Source organism: Thermoplasmata archaeon (assembly GCA_035622275.1).
GTDB lineage: Archaea > Thermoplasmatota > Thermoplasmata > Lutacidiplasmatales > UBA184 > Lutacidiplasma.
On record DASPVQ010000021.1, the window covers coordinates 14,280 to 35,856 of the forward strand.

Annotated in this window: 23 protein-coding genes; 19 read left to right on the forward strand and 4 right to left on the reverse strand. The window is 74.3% G+C overall.

Features of this window, described 5'->3' with window-relative positions; all coding sequences use genetic code 11:
* Positions 1–7 precede the first annotated feature (7 nt).
* The 8 genes from VEL82_06715 (at position 8) to VEL82_06750 (ending at position 7,930) form a co-directional block, all read left to right on the forward strand.
* Positions 8–772, forward strand: coding sequence for a uroporphyrinogen-III synthase (locus tag VEL82_06715; protein ID HXW67547.1), 765 nt, complete (start codon positions 8–10; stop codon positions 770–772).
* Positions 759–1,778 carry a porphobilinogen synthase gene (hemB, locus tag VEL82_06720; GenBank protein HXW67548.1) on the forward strand — a complete coding sequence of 340 codons (1,020 nt, stop codon included), beginning with the start codon at positions 759–761 and terminating at the stop codon, positions 1,776–1,778. Before VEL82_06715 ends, hemB begins: the two co-directional genes overlap by 14 nt.
* A complete protein-coding gene (locus VEL82_06725) occupies positions 1,775–2,503 on the forward strand; it encodes a chlorite dismutase family protein (GenBank protein HXW67549.1) in 729 nt (242 codons plus the stop codon). The genes hemB and VEL82_06725 overlap by 4 nt, the downstream gene beginning before the upstream one ends.
* Entirely contained in the window at positions 2,500–3,807 is a 1,308-nt protein-coding gene (locus VEL82_06730; protein HXW67550.1) for a glutamate-1-semialdehyde 2,1-aminomutase, read from the forward strand. The genes VEL82_06725 and VEL82_06730 overlap by 4 nt, the downstream gene beginning before the upstream one ends.
* Complete coding sequence (hemE, locus tag VEL82_06735) at positions 3,804–4,844, forward strand: uroporphyrinogen decarboxylase (protein HXW67551.1); 1,041 nt, start codon at positions 3,804–3,806, stop codon at positions 4,842–4,844. The genes VEL82_06730 and hemE overlap by 4 nt, the downstream gene beginning before the upstream one ends.
* Entirely contained in the window at positions 4,841–5,761 is a 921-nt protein-coding gene (hemH, locus tag VEL82_06740; GenBank protein ID HXW67552.1) for a ferrochelatase, read from the forward strand. The genes hemE and hemH overlap by 4 nt, the downstream gene beginning before the upstream one ends.
* A gap of 92 nt (positions 5,762–5,853) precedes the next feature.
* Positions 5,854–6,657 (forward strand): PPK2 family polyphosphate kinase, encoded by an 804-nt coding sequence (locus VEL82_06745; protein ID HXW67553.1) that lies wholly within the window; start codon positions 5,854–5,856, stop codon positions 6,655–6,657.
* A 31-nt stretch (positions 6,658–6,688) separates the two neighbouring features.
* Complete coding sequence (locus VEL82_06750; protein ID HXW67554.1) at positions 6,689–7,930, forward strand: MFS transporter; 1,242 nt, start codon at positions 6,689–6,691, stop codon at positions 7,928–7,930.
* Here the strand turns inward: VEL82_06750 and VEL82_06755 are convergent.
* Positions 7,927–8,715, reverse strand: coding sequence for an SDR family oxidoreductase (locus tag VEL82_06755; GenBank protein HXW67555.1), 789 nt, complete (start codon positions 8,713–8,715; stop codon positions 7,927–7,929). The two genes, VEL82_06750 and VEL82_06755, sit on opposite strands and share 4 nt — an antisense overlap.
* A gap of 57 nt (positions 8,716–8,772) precedes the next feature.
* Between VEL82_06755 and VEL82_06760 the strand changes: the two genes are divergently transcribed.
* Positions 8,773–9,213: an OsmC family protein gene (locus tag VEL82_06760; protein HXW67556.1), complete on the forward strand. Its 441-nt coding sequence runs from the start codon at positions 8,773–8,775 to the stop codon at positions 9,211–9,213.
* Here the strand turns inward: VEL82_06760 and VEL82_06765 are convergent.
* On the reverse strand, positions 9,210–10,844 hold the full coding sequence (locus tag VEL82_06765; GenBank protein HXW67557.1) for a DUF885 domain-containing protein: 1,635 nt from the start codon (positions 10,842–10,844) through the stop codon (positions 9,210–9,212). The genes VEL82_06760 and VEL82_06765 overlap by 4 nt on opposite strands.
* Before the next feature lie 65 nt (positions 10,845–10,909).
* Complete coding sequence (locus VEL82_06770) at positions 10,910–11,236, reverse strand: hypothetical protein (GenBank protein ID HXW67558.1); 327 nt, start codon at positions 11,234–11,236, stop codon at positions 10,910–10,912.
* A gap of 83 nt (positions 11,237–11,319) precedes the next feature.
* Between VEL82_06770 and VEL82_06775 the strand changes: the two genes are divergently transcribed.
* The 9 genes from VEL82_06775 to VEL82_06815 all read left to right on the forward strand — a co-directional run bounded on the left by VEL82_06775 (position 11,320) and on the right by VEL82_06815 (position 19,587).
* Complete coding sequence (locus tag VEL82_06775) at positions 11,320–11,784, forward strand: RidA family protein (GenBank protein HXW67559.1); 465 nt, start codon at positions 11,320–11,322, stop codon at positions 11,782–11,784.
* A gap of 10 nt (positions 11,785–11,794) precedes the next feature.
* Positions 11,795–12,475 carry a fibrillarin-like rRNA/tRNA 2'-O-methyltransferase gene (locus VEL82_06780; GenBank protein ID HXW67560.1) on the forward strand — a complete coding sequence of 227 codons (681 nt, stop codon included), beginning with the start codon at positions 11,795–11,797 and terminating at the stop codon, positions 12,473–12,475.
* Positions 12,476–12,691: 216 nt separating this feature from the next.
* Positions 12,692–14,710 (forward strand): hypothetical protein, encoded by a 2,019-nt coding sequence (locus VEL82_06785; GenBank protein HXW67561.1) that lies wholly within the window; start codon positions 12,692–12,694, stop codon positions 14,708–14,710.
* A 50-nt stretch (positions 14,711–14,760) separates the two neighbouring features.
* Positions 14,761–15,099, forward strand: coding sequence for a hypothetical protein (locus tag VEL82_06790; protein ID HXW67562.1), 339 nt, complete (start codon positions 14,761–14,763; stop codon positions 15,097–15,099).
* A gap of 12 nt (positions 15,100–15,111) precedes the next feature.
* A complete protein-coding gene (locus VEL82_06795; protein HXW67563.1) occupies positions 15,112–16,242 on the forward strand; it encodes a hypothetical protein in 1,131 nt (376 codons plus the stop codon).
* Between the two features lies 1 nt (position 16,243).
* Positions 16,244–17,008 (forward strand): hypothetical protein, encoded by a 765-nt coding sequence (locus VEL82_06800; GenBank protein HXW67564.1) that lies wholly within the window; start codon positions 16,244–16,246, stop codon positions 17,006–17,008.
* A complete protein-coding gene (locus tag VEL82_06805; GenBank protein HXW67565.1) occupies positions 17,005–17,394 on the forward strand; it encodes a hypothetical protein in 390 nt (129 codons plus the stop codon). Before VEL82_06800 ends, VEL82_06805 begins: the two co-directional genes overlap by 4 nt.
* On the forward strand, positions 17,391–19,073 hold the full coding sequence (locus VEL82_06810) for a DUF87 domain-containing protein (GenBank protein HXW67566.1): 1,683 nt from the start codon (positions 17,391–17,393) through the stop codon (positions 19,071–19,073). Before VEL82_06805 ends, VEL82_06810 begins: the two co-directional genes overlap by 4 nt.
* Before the next feature lie 22 nt (positions 19,074–19,095).
* The gene (locus VEL82_06815; GenBank protein HXW67567.1) at positions 19,096–19,587 is read left to right on the forward strand and encodes a hypothetical protein; all 492 of its coding nucleotides are present in this window, start codon (positions 19,096–19,098) and stop codon (positions 19,585–19,587) included.
* Here VEL82_06815 and VEL82_06820 read toward each other — a convergent pair.
* Positions 19,523–20,386 carry a site-specific DNA-methyltransferase gene (locus VEL82_06820; GenBank protein HXW67568.1) on the reverse strand — a complete coding sequence of 288 codons (864 nt, stop codon included), beginning with the start codon at positions 20,384–20,386 and terminating at the stop codon, positions 19,523–19,525. The two genes, VEL82_06815 and VEL82_06820, sit on opposite strands and share 65 nt — an antisense overlap.
* A gap of 49 nt (positions 20,387–20,435) precedes the next feature.
* On the opposite strand from VEL82_06820, the gene hxlA reads away from it, so the two are divergent.
* The coding region (gene hxlA, locus VEL82_06825) for a 3-hexulose-6-phosphate synthase (protein HXW67569.1) at positions 20,436–21,577 on the forward strand (1,142 nt) is incomplete at its 3' end.

Sequence of the window (21,577 nt, forward strand, 5' to 3'; positions counted from 1 at the left end):
GGTGGCCATGCCAGCGGCCCGTCGGGCGTCGGTGGTGGTCTACGCCGCGCCGGGGACGCTGGCGGGTGTCGATCGATCGCTGCGTCGCGCCGGCGTCCTCGTGGCCCGGCTCGCCTCCATCGACCGGGCCGGGGTCGATCCCGCACGCTGGCTGCCGCGGCTCACGCGCGGCCCGGTGCCCGATGCCGTGATCGTGTCGAGCCGTGCGGCGGTGGACCACGGCGTCGGGCCCTGGAGGGCCGCCGTCGGGCCGCGCGCGCGGGGGGTCGAGTTCTGGGCGGTCGGGCCCGGCACGGCGGGCGCGCTGCGACGCCTCGGGATCCGGCGCGTGCGCCGCCCGCGCCGGATCGGGTCGGTCGCGCTCGCCGCCGCGCTGGGGCGGTCGCCTCCACGACGCCTCGTCTACTTTCGCTCCGACCGGGCGGGCGGCGATCTCGGACGCTCGCTCCGGCGCGGCGGCCATCGGGTCATCGCGCCGATCGTCTACCGCGTTCGGTCGCCGCGCGCGCTCCGCCCGCGCGAACGCCAGACGCTCGAGTCGGCCGCCCTGATCGTCGTCTCGAGCCCCTCGGGGCTCGCCAGCCTGCGCGAGCGGCTCGGCGCGCGCCGGTTCTCCCGGCTCGCTCGGGCGACGGGGTTGGTCGTTCTGGGAGCGCGCTCGGCGCGCGCCGCCCGGCGCCTGGGCTTTCGCCGCGTCTCGGTCGCCCCGAGCACCGCGGCGCACCGATTTACCCGCCATCTGCTCCGGGAGCTCGGGCATGCCGACGCGTAGACCGGCCGCTCGCCGGGCGATTCCCGCGGCCACGTCGATTCGCCGCCTCCGGCGACTGCGCCGAACCGCCGCCCTGCGCGCGTGGGTCGCCGAGACCGATCTCGCGCCCCGGCACCTGATCTTGCCCGTGTTCGTCCGTCCCGGCCGCGCCGGCCCCGAGGCGATACCGGCGATGCCCGGGATCGAACGCTACGCCGTCGGCGACCTCGAAGCCCTCGCGCGGTCCCTCGAGGAGGAGGGGGTCCGTGCCGTGCTCCTCTTCGGCGTGGCCCGGCACAAGGACGCCGAAGGCCGGGAGGCGTGGGCGCCCGACGGGCTGGTGCCCAAGGCGCTCCGCGCGCTCCGGGCCGCCGCGCCCGGGCTCGTCCTCGCGACCGACGTCTGCCTGTGCGCCTACACCGACCACGGCCACTGCGGCGTCGTACGGGACGGTTCCGTGCTCAACGATGCGACGACCGAGCGCCTCGCTCGCGTGGCGCTCGCCCACGCGCGCGCGGGGGCCGACGTGGTCGCGCCGAGCGCGATGATGGACGGCCAGGTCGCGCGGATCCGAGGCGCCCTGGACTCGGGCGGGTGCGAGGACACGGCGATCCTCGCCTACTCGTCGAAGCACGCCTCGGCCTTCTACGGTCCCTTCCGCGAGGCCGAGGATTCCACGCCGGCGTTCGGCGACCGTCGTGGCTACCAGCTCGACCACCGTAACGGCCGCGAGGCGCTCCGCGCGATGGATCGGGACGTGGCCGAGGGCGCGGACCTGCTGATGGTGAAGCCCGCGCTCACGAGCCTCGATCTGCTGGTCCGAGCGCGGTCGCGCTTCCTCCTGCCGCTCGTGGCCTACCAGGTGAGCGGCGAGTACGCCATGATCAAGGCGGCGGCGGCCCGCGGCATCGTCGACGAGCGGGCCGCGGTCGAGGAGACGCTGGGGGCGCTCCGCCGGGCCGGCGCCGACCTGATCGTCTCCTACTTCGCCCGGGACCTGGCGCGCTGGGCGCGGGAGGGACGATGAGCGCGGCCGAGGCGGCCGCGACGGCGGAGACCGAGGGCCCGCGCGATGTCGTGAAGTACACGTTCTTCCACCTGCGCCCGGAGTGGCGGCGACGGCCGGCCGCCGAGCGCGAGGACGGGAAGGCACGGTTCGTCGAGGTCCTCGAGGCGCCGCCCGAGGGGGTCACGGTGCGCACCTACTCGCTCACGGGGCTCAAGGCGGGCACCGAGATGCTGGTCTGGTCGATCGCCGACTCGCTCGAGCCGATCCAGGAGCTCCACGCGCGCCTCCACGGCGGCCCGCTCGGCGGCTACCTCGAGACGAGCCACTCCTACCTCGGGATGGGCCGCCGCTCCGAGTACCTGGGCGCCCACGCCCACGGCGGCGAGGGCGCGGAGGCCCGCCGCCGGCCGCTCGACCGGCCCTACCTGTTCGTCTACCCGTTCGTCAAGCAGCGGGCGTGGTACGGCCTGCCGTTCGCCGAGCGCCAGCGGATCATGGGCGAGCACTTCCGCATCGGTCACCGATTCCCGAAGGTGGCGATCCACACCGGCTACTCCTTCGGCCTCGACGACATGGAGTTCATCCTCGCCTTCGAGGCGGACTCTCCCGCCGAGTTCCTCGACCTCGTCCAGGCGCTGCGCCCCACCGAGGCGAGCCGGTACACCGCGCTCGAGACGCCGATCTTCACCTGCGTGCGCACCTCCGCCCGGCGGATGGTCGATCTCGCGGACGGCCTCCCGTGAGGGCGGCCCCCGGGCCGCGATCGCGCGCGATGTTCCGCCGGGCCTCCCGGGTGCTCGTCGGCGGCGTCGATAGCCCGGTCCGCTCGTTCCGCGCGGTGGGGGGCAGCCCCGTGTTCTTCGTGCGCGGGCGCGGCGCGTATCTCTGCGACGTCGACGGCCGTCGGTACCTCGACCTCGTCGGCTCCTGGGGCGCGAACCTCCTCGGCCCGGCGCCCCCGACGATCGTCGCCGCCGTACGACGGGCCGCCCGCGAGGCGCTCACCTTCGGGGCCCCGTCGCCGCGCGAGCACGAGCTCGCGGAAGCGATCCGGCGAGCGGCCCCGTCGCTCGAGCGCCTGCGCTTCGTCAGCTCGGGCACCGAGGCCGTGATGAGCGCGGTCCGCGCCGCCCGCGGCTACACCGGCCGGGCGCGCATCGTGAAGTTCGCGGGCGGCTACCACGGCCACTCCGACGGGCTCCTCGCCCGGGCCGGCTCGGGCGTGGCGACCCACGCGCTGCCCGACTCCGCCGGCGTGCCGCGCGCCGTGGCGGCGCAGACCCTCGTCAGCGACTACAACGACGTGGACGCGCTCGCCGAGCTATTCGAACGCCACGGCCCGTCGATCGCGGCGGTCGTCGTCGAGCCGATCGCGGCCAACATGGGGCTCGTGCCCCCGCGGCCCGGGTTCCTCGAGGCGATCGGCCGGCTCGCCCGTCGCGCGGGCGCGCTGGTGATCGCCGACGAGGTCATCACCGGCTTCCGGCTGCGCCGCGGCACGGTGCACGAGTCCTTCGGCCTCTCGGCGGACCTCGTGACCCTCGGCAAGGTCGTCGGCGGCGGCCTCCCCATCGGGCTCTACGGCGGTCGCCGCCGCGTGATGGAGACCGTCGCGCCGCTCGGGCCGGTCTACCAGGCCGGGACGCTCGCGGGCCACCCGCTCGCGATGGCCGCCGGGACGGCGATGCTGCACGCCCTGACCCCGCACGTCTACCGGCACCTGGAGCGGACGAGCGAGGATCTGGGCGAGCGCGTGCGACGGCTCGCGCAGGGGGAGGGCGTCGCGCCGTTCACCCTGACGCGCGCCGGCTCCATGCTCGGCCTGTTCTTCGCGCCGGGTCCGATCGGCAACGAGCGAGACGCCCGTCGCTCCGACCGCGGCCGCTACGCCCGCTTCTTCCACGCCGCGCTCGCCCGCGGGGTCTACCTGCCGCCCTCGCCGCTCGAGACGACGTTCGTCTCCGCGGCGATCGGGCCCGCCGACCTCGCCCGGGCCGAGCGGGCGCTGCGCGCGGGCTTCCGGGCCGCGCGCGGGGGCCGACGATGAGGCGCGATCGGCTCGTGCGGGCGCTCCGCGGCGAGGAGACCGACACGACCCCGATCTGGCTGATGCGCCAGGCCGGTCGGCACCTGCCCGGCTACCGCGCGCTCCGCGCCGCGCACTCGATCCTCGAGATCGCGCGCACGCCCGCGCTCGCGGCCGAGGTGAGCGTCGAGCCGCTGCGGCGCTACGATGTCGACGCGGGGGTCGTCTTCGCCGACATCTCGCTGCCGTTCCTCGGTCTCGGGGTGCCGTTCTCGATCGACCCCGGTGCCGGCCCCGTCGTCGCCCGGCCGGTCCGATCGCGGGCTGACGTGGAGGCGCTCACCGAGTTCGACGCGCGCGCCTCCGTCCCCTTCGTCGGCCAGGCGATCGAGCGGTTCCTCGAGCTCGAGGCGGAGCGACCGATCATCGGCTTCGCCGGAGCTCCGTTCACGCTCGCCTCCTACCTCATCGAGGGGGGCCCGTCGCGCGAGTACGTCGAGACCAAGCGGCTCCTCTACGCCGAGCCCGGGGTGTTCGACCGCCTGATCGCGCGGCTGACGGCGATGACGGTCGACTACCTCCGGCTGCAGGCCGCGAGCGGGGCCGCCGCGCTCCAGATCTTCGACACCTGGGTCGGCGTCCTCTCCCCGGACGCGTTCGAGCGCCACCTCCTCGAGCCCCTGCGGACGATCTTCGCCGAGCTCCGCGGCCTCGGCCGCCCGACGATCTACTTCTCGACCGGCTCGAGCCACCTCACCGAGCTCCTCGCCCGCACCGGTGCCGACGCGCTCGGCGTCGACTGGCGCGAGCCCCTCTCGCGCGTGCGCGCGCGCGTCGGCGCGGGGATGGCGCTGCAGGGGAACCTCGATCCCGGGGCCCTCCTCGGCCCCCGCGAGCGGATGCTGCGGGAGGCCCGCCGGGTGCTCGCCGAGGTGCCGGACGGTCGGGCCCACGTCTTCAATTTGGGCCACGGCGTGCTCCCCGCGACCGACCCGGCCCGGGTCGAGGAGCTCGTGGAGTTCGTGCACACCAGCGGCGGGGCGCGGGGGCGGCGATGAGCCGGGCGGCCGCGGACGACACCGCCGTGCTCCTGATGGGCTACGGCAGCCCCGACGGGGCGGGCGACCTGCCCGCCTACCTGACCGAGGTGCTCCACGGGAAGGCGCCGTCGCCGACGATGGTGGCCGAGTATGTGCGGCGCTACGAGCTCATCGGCGGCTCCCCGCAGCGCCGGATCCTCGGCTCGCTGCGCGAGAAGCTCGAGCGGCGGCTCGCCGACGGCGGCCCCGGCTACCCCGTGCTCCTCGGCGTCAAGCACGGGAAGCCCGCGCTGCGCGACGTGATACCGGCGGCGGCCCGGGACGGGCTGCGCCATCTCCTCGCCGTCCCGCTCTCCCCCTACGCGTCGACCTGGATCAGCGAGCCGTACCAGGACGGCGTGGCCGAAGGGGTCCGCGCCGCGGGCGGGGAGATCGAGGTCGACGTTCGGCTCGACTGGCACCTCGACCCGAGCTGGATCGGCTACTGGCGGCGCGCGATCCGCAGCGAGCTCGAGCGCGATCCCGGGCGCGCCGTCCTGCTCTCCGCCCACAGCCTTCCAGAGCGGATGCGCGAGCGGGGGGACCCGTACCCCGAGATCCTCGCCGAGACCTCCTCCGCGATCGCCCGGGCGGCCGGGCTCGATCGCTGGTCGTTCACGTTCCAGAGCGCCGGCAATACCACCGAGCCGTGGCTCGGCCCGGACATCACCGAGGTGATGCTCGAGTGGAAGACGCGCGGCGTCGCCCGCCCGCTCGTCGCTTCGTTCGGGTTCGTCTTCGACCACCTCGAGGTGCTGTACGACCTCGACGTCGTCGTCCGCGCGTTCGCCGAGGCGAACGGCATCGACTACCGTCGGGTGCCGATGCCGAACGACGCCGAGGAGATCGTCGAGGCGCTGCGCGCGAGAGTCCTCGGCCCTCCCGCGACGGGCTAGGCCGGGCCCTCCATGCCGGCTCGGAGCGAGCGAACCACCGAGCGGACCGGGTGGTCGCCCGGGGCGCTCGCCGCCGCGGCCCGCAGGTTGCGATGAGGCCGTTCGAGCTCCCCCGGGGCCGCCGGGTCCGACTCGATCGCCTCGACCCGGACGACACCGCCGCCATCGGCGGGTCGCGACGGCGGGCGCACGCCGAGAGCGAGCGTCTGACGCACCGCCTCGAGCACCTGCAGGAGCTCCTGTACGCCGACCACCGTCGCGCGCTGCTCCTCGTCCTCGAGGCGATCGACGCGGGCGGGAAGGACGGCACGATCCGCCACGTCTTCGAGGGCGTCAACCCGCAGGGGGTGCGGGTCGTGCACTTCCGCGTCCCCACCGCCGAGGAGGCGGCGCACGACTTCCTCTGGCGCGTGCACCCCCACACGCCGGCACGCGGGGAGATCGCGATCTTCAACCGCAGCCACTACGAGGACGTGATCGTGCCGCGGGCCGAGGGGACGCTCCCGCGTCGGGCGCTGCGGCACCGCTACCGCGCGATCAACGAGTTCGAGCGCGCGCTCGTCCTCGAGGGCACGACCGTCCTCAAGTGCTTCCTGCACATCGGCCAGGCCGAGCAGAAGCGCCGGCTGCTCGAGCGCCTGAGGGACCCGACCAAGCACTGGAAGTTCACCGCGGCGGACCTGCCGACGCGCCGGCGCTGGCCGGAGTACCAGCGCGCCTACGAGGCGATGCTCGAACGCACCCACACCCGTTGGGCGCCCTGGCACGTGATCCCGGCGAACGCGAAGTGGTTCCGCGACTGGGCGGTCTCGGGCCTCCTCGTTGGCGCCCTCGAGGCGATGGACCTCGCCTGGCCGCCGCTTGCGAAGGAGTGGCGGTCGGTGACGATCCCGTAGCGATGCCCTCCCTCGTCCCCGGACCGCGGACGTGACCGCCTCGGGGAGGCCCGGCCCTGGGTCGCGTGGGCCGTTCCGCCGGGTCGCCTTCGCCCTCGCGGTCACCGCCTTCGGCGCCGGCGCCCCGACCCCCGTCTACGCCCTGTACGAGTCGCGCTTCGGCTTCGGCTCGGGCGTCCTCGGCCTCGTCTTCGGGGCGTACACGCTCGGGGTCGTGGCGACGATGCTCCTCGTCGCGCCGACCTCGGACCGCGTCGGCCGCCGCCCGGTCCTGTTCCTCGGCATGGTGCTGAGCGCGCTCAGCGGCCTCCTCTTCGCGTTCGCCGGCGGCGTCCTCGCGCTCGCGGCCGCGCGGATCGTCTCGGGCCTGTGCGTCGGCGCGACGACGAGCACGGCGACCGCGGCGATGGCGAGCCTGATCCCGGACGGCGACCAGCACCACGTCGCGCGCGTCGCGGTCGCCGCGAACTTCGGCGGCGTCGCCTCCGGCGTCGCCGTCAGCGGGTTGCTCGTCGCCTACGCGCCGGACCCGACGCGGCTCATCTTCGTCCTCCTGATCGCGCTGAGCGCCCTCGGGGCGGTCGCGATCGCCACCGTGCCCGAGACGGTCCACGCGCCGAGCCCGCGCGGCATCTTCCACGCCCGGCGGCCCCGCGTGCCGGCCGCGCTCGCCCGCTCCTTCGGGATCGCCGCGATCGGGCTCGCCACCTGCTACGCGATCTACGGCTTCTTCGCCGCGCTCGCGCCGACGTTCCTGAGGACCGAGCTCGGAGTCGGCGGCCCCGCGACGATCGGGCTCGTCGTCGCGACGATGTTCGCGCTCGCCGCCCTCGCCCAGCTCGCCCTCGCCGAGGTCCGCGACCGCCGGGCCCTGCTGCTCGGCTTTCCGCTCCTGCTCGTCGCGCTCGCCCTGTTCGCCGCGGCCCTCCTCGTCGCTTCGCTGCCGCTCCTCCTCGCGGCCGCGGCGCTCCTCGGCACCGGCGTCGGCTGCGCGTACATGGGCAGCGTCACCCTGATCGATCGCGTCTCCCCGGAGGCGGGGCGCGGCGAGATCCTCTCGATGTTCTACCTCGTCGGCTACCTCGCGCTCGCGGTGCCGACGGTCGGCGTCGCGTTCGCCTCGGAGGCGGTCGGGCTGGGCGCCGCGGAGGCGGCGTTCGGCGCGGTCCTCGGCGCGTTCGTCGCGTTCGCCTACGCGACCACGATCGCCACGCCGACGCCGCCCGGTGGCGAGGGCCGGCCGCGGGCGCCGCGCGCGGTGGAGGGGCGCTAGCCCGGCGGAGCGCCGCCGGTCGACTCCCCGCCGTCGATCGTCACCGTCGTGCCGGTGATCCAGCGGCTCTCGTCCGAGAGCAGGAAGGCGATCGCGCGCGCGACCTCCCACGGGCTCGTCCGGGTCGTGTCGGCGAGCGGGATCGGACCGGAGGCCGCGGGGGGATCCAGCGAGCCGAGGTCGTGGCCCATCGAGCCGGGGAGGACGGCGTTGACCCGGACGCCGAGGGCGCGGTAGTCGTGGCCGAGCTTGAACGCGAGCTCGACCACCCCGGCCTTCGCCGCGGCGTAGGCGGCGCTGCCGGCGAGGCGCACGGCCGGCGCGGCCGCGACGAGCACGACGCTCCCGCTCCGCTGCGCGACCATACTCGGGAGGGCGGCGTGGCCGACGGCGTAGATCGCCGCCAGGTTGCCGTCCACCGCGCCGTCCCACTCCTCCTTCGACATGCGGTGCAATAGTCCCTCGCCCGGCACCCAGCGGCCGACGTTGAGCGCGAGGGCGTCGAGGCGCTGGTGCTCGTCGACGACCGAACGGACGAGCGCGTCCACCGAACCCACGTCGCTCGAGTCGAGGCTCCGGGTCTCGAGCGACCAGCCGCGCGCGCGCGCGTGGATGGCGAGCGGATCGAGCGCCGTCGCCGAGCGCGCGACGGCGACGACCGTGGCGCCGCCGTGGGCGAGCAGGCAGGCCACGGCCGTGCCGACCCCGGGGCCGACGCCGGCCACGATCGCGATCTTCCCGTCGAACGGTCCCGCCATGGCGAGGGCCAGTCGCAACGGGTTCATCGCGCTGGCGGGCGCGCTCGCGATGCACCCTCTTGTAGCCGCCCGGCCTGGGACGGCATGGCCGCCCCGCCGCCCGACGCCGCGCTCGACCAGGTGGAACGCTTCGAGTTCATGGTGCGCTTCCCGGGGGCGCCTTACCCCGGCCTCACGGTCGACGAGAGCCCGCCGACCGGCCGCGACCACGGGCCGAGCCCCGTGCGCTCGCTCGCGATGGCCGTCGGCCACTGCATGAGCTCGACGCTCGCGAGCACGCTGGAGCGCGCCCACGTGGCGGTGGCGCCGATGCGCACGACCGTGCGCGCCACAATCGGTCGCAACGACCGGGGGCGACTGCGGGTCCGCGCGCTCGAGGTCGAGATCGCGACCGCGCCCCTCTCGCCCGAGGACCGGGAGCGCTTCGAGCACGCCGTGGAGGTCTTTGCCGACTACTGCACCGTCTCGGGCGCGGTGCGCGAGGGCATACCGATCACGCACCGGGTCGGGCCGACGCCGGGCTAGCCCGAGATCGAGCCGAGCAGGCGATCGAACAGGCCGATCGGCGGGCAGCCGAAGCCGAGCAGCGCGTCGTGGAACCGCCGCAGGCTGCCGGCGAAGCGGGGGCCGAGGTAGCGCTGGCGCGCCGATAGAATCGCGAGCTTCCCGAGCGTGTAGCAGAAGTACTCGGGGTTGAACGTGCCCCGGATCGCCTCGCGCTCGGCGGGCAGGCGCTCGAAGTGCGCCTCGTCGACGAACAGGCGGGTCGCCTCCTCGAGCGTCATCCCCTTCGTGTGGAGGCCGATCGAGGCGAGCAGACGGCAGTCGCGCAGCAGGGCGTCGTGGATCTGGGCGACCTCCGCGGCGTGGCTCTCCCGGCCGAGGCCCTGCTCGATCGCGAGCTGCTCGGCGTAGTGTGCCCATCCCTCGCAGAACGACGGCGACAGGTAGACCTTGCGGGCGAGCGAACCCGGCCGCTCGCGCAGGTGGAGGAACTGCAGGTAGTGCCCCGGGTACACCTCGTGCACGGTGATGTTGCGCAGCAGCGAGCGGTTCAGCGAGCGCAGCCACTCCTCCTGCTGCGTCGCCGACCAGTTCGCGTCGACCGGCGTGACGTAGTAGATGCCGTCGGTCGGCCCGGTGTCGAACGGCCCCGGCGGGTTCATGCTCGCCGTCGACAACGCGCGGCTCCAGATCGGTGTCTCTTCGACCCGGCATCGCGACGGTTCCGGGATCGTCGCGAGGTCCCGGTCGACCACGAAGCGCCGGGTCTCCTCGACGAACTCGCGCGCGACCGGCAGGATCTCGGTCGCCGCCGGATGGTCGTGGCTGAGGCGCTCGAGCAGCTCGGGGATCGTCGCGCGGTCCTCCTGCGCGATCGTCGCGAGGCGGGCCTGGTTGCGGGCGAGGTCCGCGCGGCCGGCCCGCTCGAGCTCGTCGATCGACGATCGGATCCCCTCCCGGACGAACAGGAGGCGCTGGTAGCGTGCCGCGCCCAGCGCGAAGTCGGGCGTCGCCCGGGGCAGGCAGTCGTTCTTGAGCCAGGAGAGGAACTCGCGGACCGCGGCCTCCGCCGGCGCCCGGGCCTCCGCGACCTTCCCGCCGAGCCCGCTCGCCGCGGCGAACGCCTCGGCCTCGCCGAAGTGGGTCGGCAGGCCCGAGCCCATCGCGAGCGAGAGGTCCACGAACGGCTTCGGGAGCGGAAGGACGAGGCGGCGCCGCGCCGTGGCGAGGAGGCCGGGGACCCCGTCGAGCGTCCGCACGATCGCGTCGATCCGGTGCGCCGCGGGGGCGTAGTCGCGGACGAGGTACGAGGTCAGCGAGGCGCTGCCGAGGTAGCTCATCGGGTTGCGATCGTAGTCGCGCCCTTCCCTCAGGTCGAAGAGCGGGCTCTCGAGGAGCAGCTCGAGGAGGAACCGGTCGATGGCCCGGCCGTTCGCGAACGCGCGGTCGTCGATCGCCCTCAGGCGGGCGAGCAGGCGGTCGGCCGCCGTCGACCAGGCGTCGGTCGCGGGGACCGAGAGGTCGGGCAGCTGCCCGTCGTACTCATGCAGGCCGAGCATGACCGCGTACGACGGCTGCAGCCGGAACAGGTGGTCGACGACCTCGTGCTCGAGCGCACCGAAGCCCGCCGGCTCGGGAAGGGAGGATTCCATGGGAACCGCCGACCGGGAGCCGGCCGGGATAAAACGCTACCCCTTCGCGGAGCTCGGGTTCGCGCTCAGTCGGCCCAGGTCATGCGGCACGTCGAGCAGTAGCCGGCCTCGAGCGGCGTGCCGCAGACGAAGCACCGGGTGAGGGGCGGCGGCACGATGGGAGCGGGCCCGACCGGCCGCGGCGCGCGGTCCGGGAGGGGAGGAGGGGTTCGTGCCGGGGCCGGGGTCGCCGGGCTCGGCTCGGCGGTCGGTGCGGCCGGGGCCCCGGCGGCAGCGGGAGGCGATGCCGTCGGGGCCGGGCGCGCGGCGGGCGGCCCGGACGAGGCCGGCGCCGCCTTCGCCGGCTTCTCCGGCTCCTCCGGCTCGCGACGCCGCCGGCGGAAGAACGACATCCGCGCCGCGAAACGCCTCGGGTCCTTAGGGGTGTCGGAACCGGCCACGCACACCGTTTTTTCCCGGACGCGCTACCGCCCGCATGGCCCCGACCCCCTCCGAGCGGCTCCGCGCGCTCGGCATCGAGCTACCGGCGCCGCCGGCGCCCGTCGGATCGTACGCGCCCGTCGTCCTCCAGGGCCACTTCGCCTGGGTCTCGGGCCAGATCGCGACCGAGGCCGGCCTGGTGCTCCAGCCCGGGCGGGTCGACTCCGAGGTGAGCCCGGAGGTCGCGCGGAACCTCGCCCGCCGCGCGACGCTCCAGGCGCTGAGCGCGCTCGCCGCCCACCTCGGTTCCCTCGACCGGATCGAGCGGATCCTGCGCGTGGCCGTCTACGTCGCGATCTCCCCGGGGTTCGATCGCGCCCACGAGGTCGCCAACGGCGCGACGGATCTTCTCGTCGAGGTCTTCGGAGAGCACGGACGCCCCGCGCGCGCCACCATCGGAGTCGCCGGGCTCCCGAAGAACGCGGCCGTCGAGGTCGAGTGCTTCGTCGCGGTCCGCTAGGACACGGCCGATGGACGCGACCGCGTGGCCCGGCGTCTTCCGCGAGGGGCGCGAGCTGTTCACGGTCAATGCCACGCCGGGCGAGCGGGTATACGGCGAGCGGCTCGTGACCCGAGGCGACCTCGAGTACCGTGCGTGGGATCCGTTCCGCTCCAAGCTGGCCGCCCTCCTCCTGCGGGGGGGTCCGATCGAGCTCCCGCGCTCGGTGCGCACCGTGCTCTACCTCGGCGCCGCCCACGGCACGACCGCGAGCCACCTCTCCGATCTCTGGCCACAGGCGGCGATCTTCCTCGTCGAGAAGAGCGTCACCTCGTTCGCCCCGCTGCTCGCCCTCGCCCGCCGCCGGGCGAACCTGTACCCGATCCTCGGGGACGCGCAGCTGCCCGAGCGCTACGCCGCGGACGTCGGGCCGGTCGAGCTCCTCTATCAGGATGTGGCCCAGCGGGCGCAGGCGGCGATCTTCGTCGAGAACGCGCGAACCCTGCTGGCGCCGGGCGGTGTCGGCGTGCTGATGCTCAAGATCCGATCGGTGACCCAGCGGCGATCGGCCGCGGCGATCGTCCGCGCGGCCCGCGAGGAGCTCACCCGGGCCGGCCTTCCCGTTCGGGGGGAGGTTGCGCTCGCTCCGTTCTCTCGAGAGCACAGCGCCCTGTGGGTCGGGATGCCGGCGGCAGCTTCCACCCTCCGGTGATCCGACCGCCCGAAAATAGTCGGACCCCGTCGCTCCCGCCCGCAAGGGGGGAAGTGGGTGCGACGGCGCGCGGGCGGGCGGTCGCGAGCGTGGACCACGCTACTGCTCGGAACGGCTCTGCTGGCGATCGTCGCCAACCCTTCCGCTCACGGCGCGTCGCCCGATCGCCCCGCGGCGCCGAGCGCCCCCGGCGCGGCCGCCACCCCGGTGCTCTCCGTGACGCCGGGGACCTGGTGGTTGCTCGCCGACGAGAGCGTGGTGCTCGCGGCGTACTGGACGTCCGTCCCGCCCGGCTGCTCGGTCCAACCGGAGTGGTTCGATTGGTCGGTCCCGGGGACGGCGGCGCTCGGAACGGTATCGCCGGCCTCGGCGCCCTCCACGAACTTCACGGCCTCGGATCAAGGGTCCGGGCTCGCGCGCATCTCGGTCCGCTCCGCCGCGCTCCTCGACTGCGGCGCGGCGATCTCCGCTCGAGTCTCGAGCGCCGCCGCTAACGTCAGCGTGGAGGATCCGGTCACCATCGGCAACCTGTCCGTCGGGCCGAATCCCGAGGAGCCCGGATCCATCGCGGAGCTCCGCGGCGTCCTGGCGGGCGGAACTCCCCCGTATACGGCCCAGGTCCAATGGGGGGACGGGAGCAACGCCTCCGTCCTCCTGACCGGCGCCGGCCCGTTCGCGATCCCGCACGCCTACCCTTGCGGCTCGTTCACGCCCGCGCTCCGAATCCTCGACGCCGAGGGCAGCGTGGCGACCGCCGCCGTCGCGGAGGCGCTGGTCGTCAGCTCCGATCTCGCGATCGCGATCACCCCAGAGTGGCTCGCCACCGACGTCGGCCGACCGCTGCCGTGGAACCTCACGATCCAGAGCCCCCCAGCGGTCTTCGCGGCGAACGCCACGTGCGCGCCGGACGCGAGCTCCGCGGGGAACGCATCCCACGGGCTGCCGACCGCGTGCACGTTCGATGCGCCGGGGATCGGCAGCATTCGCGCGCTGGTCACGCCGCTGCGTCCCGCGCACCCGGTCGCTGCGATCCTCAACGTCAGCGTGCGAGCGGATCCGACCTTATCGCTCGGGCCGGCGCTCGAGCCGTCGGAGGTCGGCGAGGCCTGCCCCGTTCCGGTGAACCTCACCGGCGGCGTGCCCCCGTTCTCGCTCTACTGGACGGTCGTCGGTTCGGCCGCGGTGGGAGTCGTCGCGGTTCCCAGCGATGGTTCCGCCGTCCTGCCCGTCGACCCTTCCCGTGCGGGCGGCCTCGCCATCGATGCCTGGGGCGTGGACAGCGTCGGCGTCACGACGGGGATCGAGACGTGGGCGTTCCCGGTCGACACTCCGCTGAACGCGTCCACGACCGTGTTCAACGCGAGCGTGGGCGCCGGAGGCGTGCAGCTCGCGGTCGGCGCCGCCATCACCGGAGGCGCCCCGCCGTTCGTCTGGCTCGTCGCGACGGGCCTCGCCGTCGGCAATGCCTCCGTCGACTCGGGCGTCCTCACGGCCACCGGCACGATCGCTTGGTCCGTCCGATGCATGATCGAGGGCGAGGTCACCCTGACCGTCCTCGTGGGGGACGCGGCCGGCACGCTGCTCGAGGTCCAGCGGACCGTCGAGGCGCTCGAACCGCTCCGGGCGTCCGCCTCGATCGGCACGGATTCCGCCAGCTCGGCGGGGTCGTTCTCGATCGACGGTTCGATCGTCGGGGGTCTGGCTCCCTTTTCGGTGACGATCGCGGCCCCGGGCGGCCAGCACTGGAACCGCACCGAGGCGTTCGACGGGCCGTTCCGCTGGAATCTGGCCAGCTCGGTGAGCGGAACGCTCAACCTGAGCTGGACGGTGACGGACGCGCTCGGAGCGACGGCGAGCGGGAACGGGTCCGTCGAACTCGCATCCGCGGCGCCGGGTCTGGTCCCGTCGGCGACCTCTACGTCGGCGCTCGCGGCGGGACTCTCGATCACGGCCGTGGTCGGCGCCGGGGTCGGCCTAGTGGCCCTCCGGCTCCGGCGACGGGCTCGGTCCCCGGCACCGGCGCCCGTTGAGCCTATCCCGACGCTCCGGGCGATCATCTCCCCCTCGGACGGGGCGGACCGCGCGACCGTCGAGCTCCTGGCGGAGGAGGCGGGGATCCCGCTCGAGACCGTCCGCGCTACGATCGACCAACTCGTGGCCGGCGGGACGATCCGATCCGAGACCGATGCGGACGGAACGGAGGTGCTCTCATGGGAACGCGAGGCACGCGGGTAGCTGGACCGCCGCCCCGATACGGGACAGCCCTTCGCTGCGGGGCGGCCGTCGTGGGGCTCCTGCTGCTCGTCACCGGCGCCGCGGCCGCCGCGGGCCCGGTCCGGGCAAGCGAGCCGACGACGCGGGAGGTCGCCACCCAGAACGCATCGGCGGTCGCGAACTTTTCCGCCGTGATCAACCGCCTGGTGGAGCTGGTGGGGGCCGCGGGAAGCGGTGTGCTCGCTCTCGTCTGGGCCCGGGTCGCGCTGAGCTGGTTCTCGCATGACGTGACGAAGAAGGTGCAAGCGAAGGAGCGCGCCCGGGACGCGGTCATCGGTACGCTGCTGTTCGTCGGCGCCCTGTCCGGTCTCATCTGGGCGCTCGCCCACTGGGTGCTGACCGGGGCCTAGGGGAAGAGCTCCGTGTGGGCGCTCAGCCTCTCGAGCATCATCCAGGCGATCCTGTTCTTCCTGTTCGCAGGCCTCACGGCCCTGGTCGCCGCGGTCATCGGTCCGACGTACGACAACCTCCTCGTTCCCGAGCTGGCCCCGGGCGCGCTCTATCCTTCCATCACTCTCGTGGCGGTGGCGCCGGCCAACTATCTGGGAGCCGCCGCGCGTTTCTCGACGTTCACCGTGGGCGCGATCGTCGATCCGTCGATCGCGCTGATCGCGGTGGGCATCGCGGTCCTGTACCTGTTCCGATCGGTCGTCGCGCGGGTGGGCCCGACGGTCGATGGCCTGTTGCCACGCCTCGTGATCGCGGTCGTCGCGGCCAACTTCACCCTGCCGGTCGCCGGCCTGATCCTCAGCCTGGGCGGCAGTCTCTACCCCGTCCTCGCCGGATGGGATGGGGGCGCCTGGCAGCACTGGGAGAACCTCGCCGGCTACGGCGAGCTCGCCTACTCCTGGGACAACGGAGCGCTCGCGTTCGTGACCGCTATCGTCGAGTTCTTTCTCGTCTTCGGTCTCACGATCGCCATCGGCGTGCGCGACGCCGTGCTCGCGGTTCTCCTGGTCCTGCTTCCGATCTTCACCCTGCTCTGGCCGTTCGGCCTGCTCGCGCCACTGGCCCGACGCGCCTGGCTGCTGTTCGCCGAGCTCGTGTTCCTGCCGTGCGTGCTGATCGTGCCCCTCGAGCTCGCGGTCGGGAGCCCGTCCTCGGTTCTGCTGGTCGGTTACCTGGCGGCGGCCCTCGGCTCGCCGTACCTCATCGGCGTCGCCGGCACCCACCTCTCGGCCTTCGGAATGCCCGGCAGCTCGGGCCTCGTCGGGGTCGGCGCACAGCGCGGTCTCGCGAGCGCGAGCTCCGGCATCTCGGGGTACGTCGCGCCGACGGCGAGCGCCGGGCGTTCGCTGGGCCCCATCGCACCGATCGCCGGAGGCATCGCCCGGGCCGCCGGCACGGCGAGCGCGCCGGCCGCGGCGCCGATCGCGTTTGCCCAGCTGGTCGGTCACGGCGGCCTCCACCTGGTCCGCCACGCCGTCCGTCCCGCCTCCTCCGCGGACGGGCCGGGGCGCTGGCCGCCGATCCGAGACGGAGGTTCGGGATGAGATGGCCGTCGCCGGGGAGGGCCCGCCGACGGTGGTGCTGCCCGAACGCCTCGATCGACGCCTGCGGCTCGGCCCGTTCCCCTCCGCGCGCGAGGCGCTCACGTTCCTTGCCTTCGGCGCGACCGGCGCCGTGCTGGCGACGATCACGTCTCCCCTGGTCGGGCTGGCGACGGTCGCCGGCGGCTTCGCCCTCGCCGTCGTGCGGGTGGACGGGGAAGGCCTTGACCGGCGGGCCGTCGCGCTCCTGCGGTTCGGGCTCGCCGACCGACACGCGGGGGCCTCCGTGAAGGTCCGCGCCCCGTCGATCCCGGCCCGCCTCGGTCTCGTGACGTTCGGCCCCGGCCGCTATGCGGCCGTCGTGCGCGCGAGGGGCACGCCGACCGCCTACCTGCCGCCCAGCGAACTCGCCCGACGCTTCGAACGGTTCCGTGAGCTCCTCCGCTCGCTGGACGGCCCGCTCGTCCTGCGCGCGTCGCTCGCGCCGATGCGGGCGGAACCGGTCCGTCCGGCGCCGGTCCCGACCGATCGGGCGGACCGTCCGGCCGAGGACAGCTACGCGGAACTCGTGCGGCTCATCTGCCGCCGTCGGCAGACCCGCCGGGTCGACGTCTGGGTCGCGGCGGGGCGCCCCGGCGCGGACGGGATCGCCGAGCTCGAGACGAAGACGAGCTCCCTGATCGATCGGCTCGCCGAGGCCGGAGTCCCCGCCAGCCGGCTCCGCGGGCGGGCGCTCGAAGATGCGACGGACGCCGGAGGGTGGCGTTGAGCGACCGTGCCCCGCTGAGGGCCCGGCCCCGGCCGTGGACGATGACCGATCTCGACACGTTCCCGGTCGCGGTGACCTTCGCGATCGTGGCCGGCGGCCTCGCGCTGGCCCTGCCGTTCCTCAACTCGCTGGCAGCGGCGCTCGCCGCCCTCGCTGCGGCCGGCTATGCCGCGCGCCGAGGTCGAACGGCGCGGGCCCCCTGGCCACGCCCTTCGGCCGCCGTGGTCGTCGGCTGGGCGAGCGGGCTGGCGGGCGGCCTGTCGTTCCTTCTGCTCCCCGATCCTTGGTCGACGGCGCGGGGACTCGCACTCGGGCTCTCCCTCGTACCGCTGGTGCGGGCCGACCGACGCGCCCCGGCGGTCGAGCCGGCCGGGAGGCTCGCGTGAGGGCGGACCGTCCGGGACCCACGCGCACCGAGTCCGCGACGTGGGCGCGAGTCGGGCGCCGCTTCCGCGCGCCGCTGCTCCTCCTCCAGTTCCCGCCCGAGGTCGCCTTCGGTTTCCTCGGCCGGGTCCTCCCCACGCACGAACCGATCGAGCTGTCGATCGAGGCCCATCGGATCCCGGCGCGTCAGGCGCTCGATCTCCTGCACGGCGCCCGCTCGGTCGCGAACGCCGAGCTCGTCGCCGGCGGCGGGACCGACGCCTCGGAGCTCGAGGTCGAGCGGTCGAGCGCCGAGGAGCTCGGCCGCCTCGTGGCGCGTCGTACGCAGGAGCTGTGGAAGGTCGGCGTCCGGCTCACGGCGATCGCCGATGCGCGGCCGCGGGTCGAGGCGGTGCGCTCCCGTCTCTCCGAGCGTCTCGGCGCGCTCGGCTTTCGGGTTCGGATCCCCCGGTATGAGGTGGCCCGAGCACTGGCGCCAGCGGCGCCGGGCGAATCCGTCCCGCGGCCGTCGGGCTACTGGCAGATGCTGCCGACGGACGGGCTCGCGGCGCTGTTCCCCTTCAGCGACGAGAGCATCGTGGAGCCCCACGGCATCCTCGTTGGCCTCGCGCTCGCGGACGCGAGCCCGGTCTTCCTCGACCGGTGGCAGCACGCGAGCCAGTCGTGGGGACTGTTTGGCACGACCGGATCGGGCAAGACGTTCGCCGCCGGCCTGTACCTCCTGCGATCGCGCTGGCTGCGGCCGGGCCTCGAGGTCATCGTGCTCGATCCGCTGGGAGAGTTCGCGGGCCTCGTCCGCGCCCTCGGCGGGACCCCGATCGAGCTCGGCGCGGGCGGAGCCCGCCTCAACCCGCTCGACCCGGCGACGACCGGCGGCGACCGGGCCGAGAAGGCCTCCCGGGTCGGCGCGATGCTGCGCGCCGCGTTCCCGAGCCTCACCGACGAGGAGGGTGCGAGCCTCGACGCCGCGACCAGCCGGCTGTTCGAGCGTGGGGGGCCCGAGCCCACCTTCCATGACCTTACGGACGAGGTGAGCCGGGGCCCGACGGTCCCGCCCCGCCTCGGCTCGCTGCTGGAGCCGTTCCGGAGCGGCTCGCTGCGTTCGGTGGACGGCCCCACGAACGTCGACCCCGACGATCCGCTCGTCTCGGTCGGCTTCCGCGGGGTGCCCGACGAGCACATGGCGTTCCACCTCTCCTACGTCCTGGACTGGGCGTATGGACGCCTGCGAAAGCGCCCCGGACCCAAGCTCCTCATCGTCGACGAGTCGCACCTCCTCCTGAGGCACGGCGCGACGGCCGACTTCCTCGATCGGGTCGTCCGACACGTCCGGCACTTCGGTGCAGGGCTGCTGCTGCTCAGCCAGAGCCCCGAGGACTTTCTCGCGCGACCGGCCGGTCGCGGCGTCCTGAGGAACCTGTACGCGACCGCCTTCCTCCGCCTGCCCGAGGTCTCGGAGGCCGCCCGCGCGTTCTTCGGGCTGACGGGACCGGAGGCCGAGTGGCTCCCGCACGCCCGCCTCCCGAGGGAGGCCGGCTACGCGGAGTCCCTCTGGCGGATCGGAGAGCTGCACCTGCCGCTCGCGCTGATCGCCTCGAGCCCGGAGTTCGAGCTCCTGTCGAGGACCCTCGGTTCGCCCGCCGAGGGCGAGCCCGGTGCCGCTCGAACGGGGGCTTTATGACCCGCGAGCGGCACGTCGCGCCGTGGACGCCGAGGCGACGGCCGCGGGTCCGGCGCGCCGCAAGGCCAGCTGGAGCCTCAAGTCGATCGTCGAGGACGTCGCCGGACGGCCGATCGGGGACCTCCAGGACCCCGCGCGGCCGGTGCACCCGTACCTCGAGGGCAGGGTCGCCTCCTCGTCGAACGGCACGGGGCGCTCCGGCGAGGCCGAGCCGACCTACGATCCGGTCGGGCATCTGTATCCGCCGCTGATCGGGCCGCTCGGGCGCACCTACCACGGCTCCGAGCACGAGCACCACTCCGAGACGCTCACGCACCATCCGGTCCACACCGAGTCCTCGCCCGGGAACCCGGCACGGCCCGGTGGGCCGCTCCACCGGCCCGAGCGGATCTACCTGCACTACCTCCTGCTGCACATGGACCGGCTGAGCCCCTCGGCGCTCCAGTACCTCAAGACCGCCGTAGAAGAGGAGCTCGCGCACCGCGCTCGCCCACCGCTGCCACCGACGGGCTAGCCACGGTCCAGCCGAGCCGTCGGCCGCGCTCGGCCAGGTCCGCGAAGACCACCGGGTCCCACTCGACGCCGATCGCCTGGCGGCCCAGCGCGCTGGCCGCGAGGAGCGTCGTCCCGGTGCCCGCGAACGGGTCGAGGACGGTCTCCCCGAGAAGCGAGAACATGCGGACGAGGCGCTCCGGTATCGCGAGCGGGAAGGCGGCGCTACGCCGGCCGGTGCCGCCCTGGCGCGCCCCGCGGACATCGGACCAGATCTGGCTGAACCAGCGGTCCCGCTCCGCGCGAGAGTACCGGCTCGCTTCGCGGGCCGCGTCGTGCGGCGGGAGGCGTCGCAGCCGGCCCTTGCGGAACAGGAGGACGAACTCGCAGTCGAGCGTCACATAGGCGTTGGGCGGCAGGAAGCCGCTGCCGAGGAACGCGTTCGGCCGGTTCGTCGGCTTCTTCCAGAGCACGTACGGCAGCGGAACGAAGCCGGCCCGTTCGGCCGCGAGGAGGGTCGCCGCATGGTTCGGCCAGAGCCGGAACTCCCCGCGGCGCGAGCGGAGGGCGTCGCCGACGTTGATCGAAAGGAGGCCGCCCGGCACGAGGACCCGATGGCACGCGCCCCAGGCCGCCTCGAGCACTCCGAGCATGCCCGCGTAGTCCACGGCCCCCAGCGCCCGGAACAGCGCGTCCCACTGGGGGATCATCGGATACGGAGGCGAGGTCACCACGAGGTGGACCGAACCGCTCGGGATGCCGTCGAGCCGCCGGGCATCGCCGTGGTACAGGGTCACCCGACCGGCGGCGCGCCGAGCCACGGCGGGGCACCGGGATGACCGTTAATACGCCCCGCCTCCTCGGAACGCCATGCGGCTCGAGCGGCCGGTACTCCAGGTCGCGCTCGACTTCGAGAACCTGTCGCGCGCCCTCGTCGCCGCGAAGGAGGCGGTGGAGGGCGGCGCCGACTGGGTCGAGGCGGGCACGCCACTGATCAAGAGCGAGGGGCTCGACGCGGTGCGGGAGCTCAAGAAGGCGTTCCCCGACCGCCGCATCGTCGCCGACATGAAGGTGATGGACACGGGCGCCTTCGAGGTCGAGATCGCGGCCAAGGCCGGCGCGGACCTCGTCACGATCCTCGGCGCCGCGGACGACGACACGATCGCCGATGGCGTGCGGGGTGGCGAGCTCTACGGCGCCGAGATCGTCGTCGACCTGCTCGGCGTCGCCGACCCGATCGCCCGCGCCCGTCGCGCGGCCGAGCTGGGCGCCGCCGCCGTCTGCTGGCACGTCGGCATCGACATGCAGATGCAGGCGAAGACCCCCTTCGCGGTCCTCGCCGAGCTCGCCAACGCCTCCCCGATCCCGGTCGCGGTCGCGGGGGGCCTCAACTCCGAGACGGTCGCCGAGGCGACGCGGGCGGGCGCCCAGATCCTGATCGTCGGCGGCGCGATCACCAAGAGCGCACACATCGTCGAGGCGACGCAGCGCCTCCGCCGCGCGATCGACTCCCGGACCGCCGAGGCCACCGAGCTGTTCCGCCGCTACGGCGGCGCCGAGATCCGTGCCGCGTTCCTCAAGGTCTCGAGCCCCAACGTGACCGACGCGCTGCAGCGGCAGGGCGCGATGCACGGGATCCTAGCGCACCTGAGGGACCCCTCCGTCCGCATGGCGGGTCCCGCGGTCACGGTCGTGACGCGGGACGGGGACTGGGCGAAGCCGGTCGAGGCGATCGACCGCGCCGGCGCCGGCGATGTGATCGTGGTCGACGCCGGGGGAGGCACGACAGCGATCTGGGGCGAGCTCGCCAGCTGGAGCGCCCACGGCCGGGGCGTCGCGGGGGTGGTCATCGACGGCGCGGCGCGCGATGTCGACGCGATCCTCGACCTCGGGTTCCCGCTGTTCAGCCGCCACGTCAGCCCGAACGCCGGCGAGCCGAAAGGCCACGGCGAGATCGGCGTCGAGGTGGTGGTCGGCGGCCAGCGGGTGCGTCCCGGTGACTGGGTCGTCGG